This window comes from Acidisphaera rubrifaciens HS-AP3 (genome assembly GCF_000964365.1).
Classification (GTDB): Bacteria; Pseudomonadota; Alphaproteobacteria; order Acetobacterales; family Acetobacteraceae; genus Acidisphaera; species Acidisphaera rubrifaciens.
The window spans coordinates 1-10,209 of sequence record NZ_BANB01000279.1; the positions used below are offsets into that span (position 1 = coordinate 1).

The following is a 10,209-nucleotide window of genomic DNA, read 5'->3' on the forward strand; positions in this document are numbered from 1 at the left end:
CGCGGCGGCCGGCTGCGCATGGGCCGCACTGGCCCGCGGAGCTCCCGCGCCCGTGCCCGTGCCGGGCGCCGGGTGCGGCAGCTTCATCATCGCGCCGGTCATGGGAATGAAGAACACGCCCATGTCGCGGCGGCTGTGGATCTTGCCCTCCGCGTCCTTGGTGTAGACGTACAGGACCTGCCCGCGCTTGAACGGCTGGCCGATGGGAATGATCATCCGCCCGCCGGGCTTCATCTGCTTGAACAGATCGGGCGGGGCATACTGCGCCGCGCAGGTGACGATGATGATGTCGAACCCGCCCTCCACTTCCGGCCAGCCATAATAGCCGTCGCCGACGCGGGTGCGGACGTTGTCGTAGCCGAGCGGGGCGAAGATGCGGCTGACCGCGCGGCCGAGCGGCTCGATGATCTCGATCGAATAGGCATGGCCGACGATGCGCGACAGCAGCGCGCTCTGGAAACCGCTGCCGGTGCCGATCTCGAGGCAGGTCTGGCCGGGCTTCGGCTGACAGACCTGCGTCATGTAGGCCTGCCCCAGATAGTCTGATAGCGCCGAGCCGTAGCCGAGCGGCCAGGGCTTCGGCGGATCGTCATAGGCGTCGCCGCCGGTCGAGCGGTGGTCGGGGTAGTAATAGTGAAAATACTCGCGCGGGACCTCGCCGAACGCCTGCACCACGGCCGGGTCAGCGTGGCCGAGGCGCTCCTTCAGGTATGATTCTATCAGCCGCAGCGCCGGCCCGCGGCGGGCCTGGATCGCGTCGAACTGCGACGCCGACAGCGACACCGGCCGCCCCGACGCCCGCATCGCGGTCTCATACGCCTCCCGCGTCCAGCCGCTTCCGGCGTTGACGGCGGCGCGGGCCGGCCGCGCGGTCGCCCACAGGGCGGCACCGGCGGCGCCGGCAGCGATCAATCCGCGGCGTGTGAGGCGGTCTGCAACCACGAGTGTTCCCTTCGGGACAGTGGAAAAGCAACGGCAGCGAGCACATACAGCAACGCCGCCGCGATAAGAACCCGGTCGAAACCGGCCTCCCGCGCGAGGAGATTGGCGAGCGGGGTCGCCACGACAGAAAAGGCACCGTTCAGGCCCCAAGCCCAGGGCAGGAAGCCGGTCGGCCCCGCTTGGGCAAGGCCGAGCGGGAAGAACGTGCCGAGTGCTACCGAGACCGGCGCGATCGCGAGCAGCACCAGACCCGCCCGCACAACAAACGGCCAGTCGAGGCTCGCCAGCAGCGCCGGGGTCGCGCCCAGCGCCGCCGCCGCGCACCACAGCACGACCACGCCGGCGGCCGGCAGCACCATGCGCCACGGTCCGCGCGCCCGTCCCGCCAGCAGGCTGCCGAGGCCGGAGAAGATCAGCATGCCGGTCAGCACGAGGGCGAAGGCGTTGGCGCGGTCGCCGAGATAGAGGCTCGCCCGTTCGATCGCGGTGATCTCGATGAACAGGAAGCCGAGGCCGAGCGCGGGAAAATACACTACCGCCCGCGCTACCACGCCCGGCGCGGCCCGCACCCGCGATGGTGCCAGCAGGGGGACCAGCAGGACGATGAGCGCCAGGATCGCCGCCTGTGCCAGCACGGCGAGGTTGACGAGGGCGCCGATCTCCGGCTGCGGCAGGATCTCCACCCGGCGCAGGATGGTCCCGAGCCGGTCGAGCCGCAGCGCCGCGTAGTAGAACGGCCGGTCGAGCGTCTCCGGCGCGAGGCTGAAATCGGCGCCGGATGGGGTCGGGCGGCCGGCGAGCACGGCCCGCGCCTCGTCGGCGATGGCGTCGTCGGCCCCCTCCGCCGTGACCTCGCCGCGGCTGAAGGAGACGGCCGGCAGGTCGTTGTAGATATTCGCCCGCAGCGCGGCCGGGTCGATGCCCGGATAATACGAGACGTCGAAGCTGCGCGCGTCGCACCACGCCCGCGCCGCCGCGATCCGCGCCCCGTCGAAGCGTGTCGGCGACAGCAACAGGCGCACGTTCCAGGCGGAGCGGTAGACGATCACGTGCGCCGCCGGATCGGTCGTGCCGACCGCCAGCAGGGCGGCGCGCGCCGTCGCCAGAACGCGCAGCGCATAGACCGGGAAATCGCGTATGGAGACCGGCAGCGACAGCAGCCCGCCCGGCCGCAGCGCGCGCAGGTCGGCGGCGATCGCCTCCACCGTATAGGCGGCGGCATTGTCCTCGGCCGCGTCGAGATAGTCGGCGGACAGGTCGATGACGTCGTAGGGGCCGCCGATGCCCGACACGTCGAGCGGGCTCGCCGCCAGCAGACGCAGGCGCCGGTCATGGGCCAGCGGCGGGGCCGGGCCGAGCCCGTGCGCGACCGCGTCGCGCAAGGTCGGCTCCGGCTCCAGCGCGTCCACCGTGGCGGCGCCGAGCGCAAGCGGCAGCATTGCGCGGAATCCGCCGGACGCCCCGGCCACCAGCACCCGCGCATGCGGGATCAGCGCATAGGGCAGCGCGTCCAGCCCCGCCGCCGCGTAGCCGAGGTCGAGCGGCCCGGGCTTCGGCAGCGCCGCCACCCGGTTGCCGTCGCGGTAGAGGCCGTAGGTCTGCGGCGGTCCCGGCAGGTTGAGGAGGCCGGCATTGTTGGACACGTCGGTGTCCACCCGCTCGGTGAAGTCGTCGAGCAGCATGTAGTCGCCGCGCGGCGACCGGCGTTCGGCCACGACCCGGGCGCCGGGCGTGTGCAGCGGCGCATAGATCGCCTTGAAATCGTTGAACGCGGCCTGATTGTCCGCGAGCAGCAGCCCCTCTGCGCCGGCCAGCGCGACAAGCGCCGCGGCGACCGCGGCGAGCCGCGCGCGCGGTGCGAACACGGCGGCCACCGCCAGCGCCGGCAGCAGCGCGGGCACGAGATCGAAGGGGTGCAGCACGTACATCAGCGCCAGCACCAGCAGCGCGCCCGCCCCCGCGCCGACGAGGTCGAAGGCATAGACGCGCGGCACCTGCCGGTCGTTGAGGATGAACGACAGCCCCACGAACAGCCCCGCCGCGAAGAAAAAGGGCAGGAGCGCGGAGTAGTAGCCGGCGATGTTCCACACCTGCGGCTGCCACGTCGCCGGGTTCTGCAGCTGCAGCGGATTGAACGGGTTGGTCGTCGTGTAGTGAAAGCCCACCGCCGCCGTCGCGACGAGCACGGCCGGGAGCGCCGCCAGCAGGGCGGGACCGCGGCGGGCGAAGGCGTCGCGGGCCAGCGCCATGACGACGCCGGACAGCGCGAAGCCCGCCATAACTATGGAGATGACCCAGTAGCCGTACTCGGACCACTTCGCGACGGCGAAATAGCGCGTCAGCGTGGTTTCGAACCCCACGGTCGCCAGCGACACGAGCGCCAGCGCCCAGAGCGAGCGACGGGGCGACGTCAACGCTCGATCCGGCGGGTGATGAAGGTCTCGACCAGGGCGTTGAACCGGTCCGCGTCGTCGATGAACAGCGCATGCCCGGCATCGCTGAACACCGCTGTCTCGGCATACGGGTCCTTGCGCGCCAGATTGCCGGCCTGCGCGGCGAAGCCCGGGCGGACAACGTAGAGCACCGGCGCATGGACCATATAGACGGCGTCGCGCCAGTAGCTGCGCGGCACGGGATAGGACAGCAGGGCGCGGGCGGCGTATTCGGGGGTGCGCAACGTCGCCTCGGTCAGCGACGCGAGATAGGCGTCGGACTGCGGCGTGCGGAACATCGACGCGACGAAGCGCCGCATCGCCAGATCATGCGGCACCGGCGGCCCGCGCCGGCGGTAGAAACGGTGCGGCGCCGGGGCCGGCTCCTCGCCCACCGAGTTGTCCACCAGCACCAGCCCCGCGAGCTGCCCGTCGCCGTGCTCGTGGACATAGGCGAGGGCGTCGAGCACGCCCAGCGACCAGCCGAGCAGCACCACCCGCCCGCCGCCGAGGCGCGCGAGCAGGTCGGCGATGTCCTGTCCCCGGCGCAGCGGCTCGTAGCCGGTCCGGGGCACGTCGGACTCGCCCTGGCCGCGTGGGTCGAACGCGATCACGTGCCAGCGCCGCGAGAACGCGGCGATCTGGGGCTGGAAGATCCAGGCGGGCATGGTCCAGCCCGGCACCAGCACGACCGTGAGGGCGCGCGGCGGCCCTGCCTCCAGGTAGTGGAGGCGGACGGCGTCGGTTGTCATGAAATAGCGGTCGACCGCCTGCGCGGCCGCCGGGCGCGGCAGGGCCAGCAGAACCGCCACGAGCAGCGGCACGAATCGCAGGACACCCCGCATGAGGCGTTCGTGCGAGCGCGCGGGCGGTCCTGTCAACCCGCACCCGCGACCGGCGGCGGCCGTGCCAAGTCAGATGTCGCCAAGGTGACGCAGGATCGCCGCCGCCCGCCACGCCACGTGATCCACGTCAAGGTCCCAGTCGCGCACATGCGGCGGCCCGTCGCCGCCCGGGGACGGGTCCGGATAGGCGTCGGCCCAGTAGCGCAGGCCGCACAGCGCCGCGACCGTCCGGTAGCAGCCGTTGACGTTGTGCGCCGGCATCAGTTCGAGGATGACGGCCCCCGGCTCGCAGAAGACGATGTTGGTCATCCCCGCGCCATGCGCGCCCACCACCAGCCGTGCCTCGCGGAACAGCGCGGCCTGCTGGCGGAAGGTCAGCGCGCCGGGGACGACGATCTCGAACCCGGCGGCGGCAAGTCGGTCGATCAGCGCCGCCTCGCTGCGCATGCGGCGGGCGGCGGCGTCGGTCCGCGCGACGTAGATACGGCGCCGCGGCCGCCCCGCCAGCGGGATCGCGGCGCGCAGCCGGGCGAAGGTCGCCGCCTCGGACGCGGACAGGCCGAACACCGGCTCGCCGCTCAGGAACTCGCTGTATTCGGCCAGCGGCAGCGCGTATTGCCGCCCCATCTCCAGCCGCAGGCGCGGCACGTCGCCCCAGCCGAGGATTTCCAGCGCGGCCGTCTGGAACGGCGCCTCGGCGTGCAGGGCGACCGAGACCGGGCGGCGGGAGCGGTCCCTGCGGCGCAGCGCCGCGTCGATCGCCGGCAGCGACTGGACGACCCAGTGAAAATAATTGGCGGCCCACAGGTTGGCGCCGATGACCACCCGGTCCGTCCCTGGCGCCGGCGGCGCCGGGTCGTGCACCCGCACGGCGCCCCAGGTCTCTTCCCCGAGGCAATAGGCCGTCTCGCGCAGCCGCGCCTCCCCGGAAAGGAGGATCATCGTGGTCGCGTCCAGCACGGCGTCGCGCAGCAGGTAATGCCGCACCCGCATCGGCTTCAGGGCGTCGCCGATGAAGGGATTGGTCTGCGGACGGTCGAGCGCCGGCATGGACGGGGGCGGGCGCACCGGACGCTTCGGATCGACGATCACGATCCGGTCGGCCGCCTCGGCCAGCCGCCGCGCGGTCATGTCGGGCGGCGGTACCACCGGGCCGCTGAAGGCGGGCCTGCCGGGCGCGCCTGTCCCCGCCCCTGCCCCGGGCACGGCGCCGGCGGGCGACGCGGATGAGCGGCGGCGGCCAGACCAGAGACGCAGCAAACTCACCTCGCCGGCTCCCGCACGCATGGCTACGTGCCCTGCTGGGTAGCCGGGAACGCGACGGCGAGAAAGAGGCCGCCCGTCCTCAGTGCGCGAGGACGGCCGCCTCGGCGGGCTCCTGGGCGGAGACGGTGCGCAGCGGCAGGTCGCGCATGCGGACGGCGACGAAGCCCGCGAGCACCATCAGGATGGCGCAGGCCATGAAGGCGAGATGGAACGCACCGGTCAGGCCGGCCTTCAGCGCCGCCTCCGCCCCCGGCGGCACGCCCGCCAGGGCGCCGTGCAGCCGCATCTCGCTGAGGTCCACATGCACCGACAGGCCAAGGCCGTGCAGCACCGTGCCGAACCGCGCCGCCAGCAGGGCGCCCACCAGCGTGCTGCCGAAGGCGCCGCCGAGGGAGCGGAGGAACAGCAGCATTCCCGTCGCGGTGCCGACATCGCGCCGCTCCGCCGCGTTCTGCGTGGCGACGAGGCTGGTCGGCATGATGACGCCGATCGAGACGCCGAGCAGCAGCTGCCAGGCGATCGTCAGCACGTGCGGCGTCGCGGGCGTGACGGTCGCCAGCAGGGCGAAGCCGAGCGCGCAGCCGCCGACGCCGGCGCACATCAGCGCCCGCGTCCGCCCGAGCCGCCGCGCAAGCTGCCCCGCCGCATAGGCGCCGACGCAGTTCGAGCCGAGGAAGGGGACAACGAGGAATCCCGAGCCGGACGCATCCGCGCCGCCGACCAGCTGGAAATACAGGGGCAGCAGGAACGTGGCGCCGAACAGCGCGGCGGAGGCGAAGAAACCGATCACCGTGCCGCTGACCACCACCCGGTTGGCGAACAGGCGCGGCGGCGCAGCGGATCGCTCGCGCGACGCTCGTGCCAGGTCAGCACCAGCAGCAGCGCCGCGCCGGCGGCGACCAGACCAAACAGCATGGGATCCGTCCAGGCCAGCGTCGTGCCGCCCCAGCTGAGCACCAGCAGCCAGCAGGTCACGCCGCCGGTCAGCAGCGCCGCCCCGGTGTAGTCGATGCGGGCGGCGCGCGGACGCACCACCAGCAGCTTGAGCGCATGGTTGCACAGCAGCAGCGCCACCGCCGCGAGCGGGACGTTCATCCAGAAGATCCAGCGCCACGACGCGACATCCGTGACCCAGCCGCCGACGATCGGGCCGACGATCGAGGCGATGCCCCAGGCGCTTGCCATGTAGCCCTGATACCGGCCGCGCTCGCGCGGGGACACGACGTCGGCGATCGCCGCCTGCGCCATCGCCATCAGGCCGGCGCCGCCGATCCCCTGCAAGGCGCGCGCGGCGACCAGCTGCCACAGCGACTGCGACAGCGCGCACAGGACGGAGGCCACGGCGAAGATGGCGATCGCCGGCATCAGCAGCCGCCGGCGGCCATAGATGTCGGACAGCTTGCCGTACACCGGCGTCGCCACGGTCGCCGTCAGCAGATAGGCGGAGACGATCCAGGCGAGGTGCCCGAAGCCCTTGAGGTCCGCCGCCATGGCCGGGACGGCGGGGATCACCACCGTCTGGTCGATCGCCGCCAGGAAGATGCACAGCAGGATGCCGCTCAGGACCTGCAGGATCTCCTGATGGCTGAACTGCGGCGCCGGGGGCGGCGCGGGAATGTCTTTGTCCGTACAATCGAGCATGACGGACAGTCGTGGCGCCGGGGGCGGCTTTTCGCAAGTGCGAGATGAGCGGCGCGGATCACGGTTGCGCGCGCGGCGGGACTGCGGGGCACGGTCCCGCCGCGGCGCTATAGCTCCTCGATCCGTTCGACGCCAGGGATGACCTTCATTGCCTGCGCCAGACGCGGTGAGACGTTGTAGCGGTCCGGCAGGGCGATCTCCACGTCGCGCAGGGAGGCCAGGCGCGGGATCAGCACGACGCGGCCGCGACCCTGCCCCTCGCGCGCCAGGAGGTTGCGTATGTGTGCGACGGCGGCGGTGTCTGCGAGCCAGACGCGCATGCCTGCCCCCGCCTCGCGCGCCGCGTCGTCGAGCGCCGCCACGTCCTGCGCGGTGATCCGCAGCGCGTCGCCGTCGAGGCGCAGCTCCGCGGTCACCAGCACCAGCGCGCCGGCGGTGATCAGCCCCCGTGCGCGGCCGAGCGTCTCGCTGAACAGCGTGACCTCCGTCCCGCCGGAGGCGTCGGAGATGCGGACCCAGGCCATGCGGCTGCCGGTGCGGGTGGTGCGCTGCTTCTCGCCGACCACGACGCCCGCGAGCTTGACCCGCCCCGCGCCGGCCTGCGCGCGGGCCTCGATCTGGGCGATCGGCACCACGTCGAGACGGCGCAGCGCGGTCGCGTAGGCGTCGAGCGGGTGCGCCGTCAGATGAAAGCCGATCGCCTCCGCCTCGAAGGCGAGGCGCTCCAGCGGCGGCCAGTCGGGCATGGCGGGAAGCCGCAGCGCCTCCACCGCCGACGCCGGCCCGGCGCCGCCGAACAGGCCGATCTGGTTCGAGCTGCGCGCCTCCTCCTCGGCCTGCGCGCGACGCAGGATCGTCTCGGCGGCGGCATGCAGCCGGGCCCGGTTGGCATCCAGCGCGTCGAAAGCGCCGGCGCGCGCGAGATTCTCGATCTGCATGCGGTTGAGCGCGCGGGCGTCGATCCGGGCGGCGAAATCGGCGATGTCGGCGAACGGCGTGTCGCCGCGCGCGGCGACGAGGCTTTGCATCGCGGCCATGCCGACCTTCTTCACCGCCGCCAGCGCATAGCGGATGGCGAAGCCGCCCGCCTCCAGCCGCTCCACCGTGAAGTCGGCGGCCGAGCGGTTGACGTCGGGCGGCAGGATGCGCACGCCCGCGCGCTCCGCCTCCTGCTTCAGCGCCGCGAGCTTGTCGGTGTTGCTGATCGCCAGCGACATGCAGGCGGCGAAGAACACGACCGGATGGTTCGCCCGCATCCAGGCCGTCTGATAGGTGACGAGCGCATAGGCCGCCGCGTGCGACTTGTTGAAGCCGTAATCGGCGAACTTGGCCATGAGGTCGAACACCTCGGCCGCCTTGTCGCGCTCGATGCCGCGCGCGACCGCGCCGGCGGTGAAGGTCTCGCGGTGGGTCTCCATCTCCGCGCGTATCTTCTTGCCCATGGCGCGGCGCAGGCTGTCGGCGGCGCCGAGGCTGTAGCCCGCCATCTGCTGGGCGATCTGCATCACCTGTTCCTGGTAGACCATGATGCCGTAGGTCTCTTCCAGCATCGCCCGCAGGCTCTCGTGCGGCGGCGCCCAGACCTCGCCGTGCTTGCGGCGGCAGTAATCGGGGATGTTGGCCATCGGGCCCGGGCGGTACAGCGCGACGCCCGCGATCAGGTCCTCGAACCGGTCGGGGCGCATCTGGCGGAGCACGTCGCGCATGCCCGCGCTTTCGAACTGGAACACCCCGCCGGCATCGCCGCGGCTGAGCATCGCATAGGTCGGCGCATCGTCGAGCGGCAGCCGGTCGAGATCGACCGCGATCCCCTGTTCGCGCAGATAGCCCACCGCGCGCTGCAGGATGGTCAGGGTCGTCAGGCCGAGGAAGTCGAACTTCACCAGCCCCGCCTGCTCGACATGCTTCATCGAGTACTGCGTGACGAGCATCTCCGACCGCGGATCGCGGTAGAGCGGTACGAGGTCGATCAGCGGCCGGTCGCCGATCACCACGCCAGCGGCATGAGTGCTGGCGTGGCGGTACAGCCCTTCGATCTGGAGGGCGATTTCCAGCAGCCGGCGGATCGCCTCGTCGTCGTCGCGCATCTGCTGCAGGCGGGGTTCGCCGTCGATCGCCTCCTGCAGCGTGACCGGCTTGGCGGGATTGTTCGGGATCAGCTCCGCGACCTTGTTCACCTGCCCGAACGGCAGGCCGAGGACGCGGCCCACGTCGCGCACCGCCGCGCGGGCCTGCAGCTTGCCGAAGGTGATGATCTGCGCGACGCGGTCGGTGCCGTATTCGCCGCGCACATAGGCGATCACCTCGTCGCGGCGTTCCTGGCAGAAATCGATGTCGAAATCCGGCATCGAGATGCGTTCGGGATTGAGGAACCGCTCGAACAGCAGGTTGAAGCGCAGCGGGTCGAGATCGGTGATCTGCAACGCCCAGGCGACGACCGAGCCGGCGCCGGAGCCGCGGCCGGGACCGACCGGGATGCCCTGCGCCTTCGCCCACTGGATGAAGTCGGCGACGATCAGGAAATAGCCCGGGAAGCCCATCTGCGCGATCACGCCGAGTTCGTAGTCCAGCCGCTCGCGGTAGCGGGCGCGCTCCGTCTCGGCCAGACCCAGCGCGTCGAGCCGCGCCTCCAGCCCCTCGCGCGCCATCGCCCGCACCGTCTCGTCCTCGCTCGCGCCGGGGCGGACCTTCGGGCAGACGGGCAGCAGCGGCTTGCGCGTCTCCGCCATCACGGCGCAGGCGCGGGCGATCGCCAGCGTGTTGTCGCAGGCGTCGGGCAGGTCGGCGAACAGCGCGCGCATGTCCGCCGCCGGCTTGAACCAGTGGTCCGGCGTCACGCGCCGGCGGTTGCGGTCGGATAGCGGCCGTCCCTCGGCGATGCACAGGAGGGCGTCATGCGCCTCGTGCATCGCGGCGGTGGCGAAGTAGCAGTCGTTGGTGGCGACCAGCGGCAGCCGGGCGGCGTCCGCGAGCGCGAGCAGTCCCGGCTCGACCGAGCGTTGCGCGGCGAGGCCGTGGCGGTGCAGTTCGACCGCGACGCGGCCGGGAAACGCCTCCGCGAGGCGGGCCAGCAGGGCGGCCGC

The 10,209-nt window shown here is 72.2% G+C and carries 7 protein-coding genes; all 7 read right to left on the reverse strand.

Going from position 1 to position 10,209, the window contains the following annotated elements; translation table 11 throughout:
* Positions 1 to 804 (reverse strand): protein-L-isoaspartate O-methyltransferase family protein (locus B8460_RS09340; protein ID WP_148360480.1); only part of this gene is annotated, 804 nt, incomplete at its 3' end.
* A gap of 104 nt (positions 805 to 908) precedes the next feature.
* A complete protein-coding gene (locus B8460_RS09345) occupies positions 909 to 3,356 on the reverse strand; it encodes a hypothetical protein (protein ID WP_148360478.1) in 2,448 nt (815 codons plus the stop codon).
* Positions 3,353 to 4,219: an alpha/beta fold hydrolase gene (locus B8460_RS09350; protein WP_048861327.1), complete on the reverse strand. Its 867-nt coding sequence runs from the start codon at positions 4,217 to 4,219 to the stop codon at positions 3,353 to 3,355. Before B8460_RS09350 ends, B8460_RS09345 begins: the two co-directional genes overlap by 4 nt.
* A gap of 69 nt (positions 4,220 to 4,288) precedes the next feature.
* A complete protein-coding gene (locus tag B8460_RS09355; RefSeq protein ID WP_048861328.1) occupies positions 4,289 to 5,350 on the reverse strand; it encodes a glycosyltransferase family 61 protein in 1,062 nt (353 codons plus the stop codon).
* A gap of 214 nt (positions 5,351 to 5,564) precedes the next feature.
* Entirely contained in the window at positions 5,565 to 6,290 is a 726-nt protein-coding gene (locus B8460_RS22875; protein ID WP_199445593.1) for an MFS transporter, read from the reverse strand.
* Positions 6,272 to 7,126: an MFS transporter gene (locus tag B8460_RS22880; protein WP_199445594.1), complete on the reverse strand. Its 855-nt coding sequence runs from the start codon at positions 7,124 to 7,126 to the stop codon at positions 6,272 to 6,274. Before B8460_RS22880 ends, B8460_RS22875 begins: the two co-directional genes overlap by 19 nt.
* A 107-nt stretch (positions 7,127 to 7,233) precedes the next feature.
* The coding region (dnaE, locus tag B8460_RS09365) for a DNA polymerase III subunit alpha (protein WP_048861329.1) at positions 7,234 to 10,209 on the reverse strand (2,976 nt) is incomplete at its 5' end.

What these genes read in the sequence shown, in the direction of transcription:
- B8460_RS09350 (WP_048861327.1), bottom strand. Translation starts at nt 4,219, where the DNA reads ATGCGGGGTGTCCTGCGATTCGTGCCGCTGCTCGTGGCGGTTCTGCTG.
- B8460_RS09355 (WP_048861328.1), bottom strand. Translation starts at nt 5,350, where the DNA reads ATGACCGCGCGGCGGCTGGCCGAGGCGGCCGACCGGATCGTGATCGTC.
- B8460_RS22880 (WP_199445594.1), bottom strand. Translation starts at nt 7,126, where the DNA reads ATGCTCGATTGTACGGACAAAGACATTCCCGCGCCGCCCCCGGCGCCG.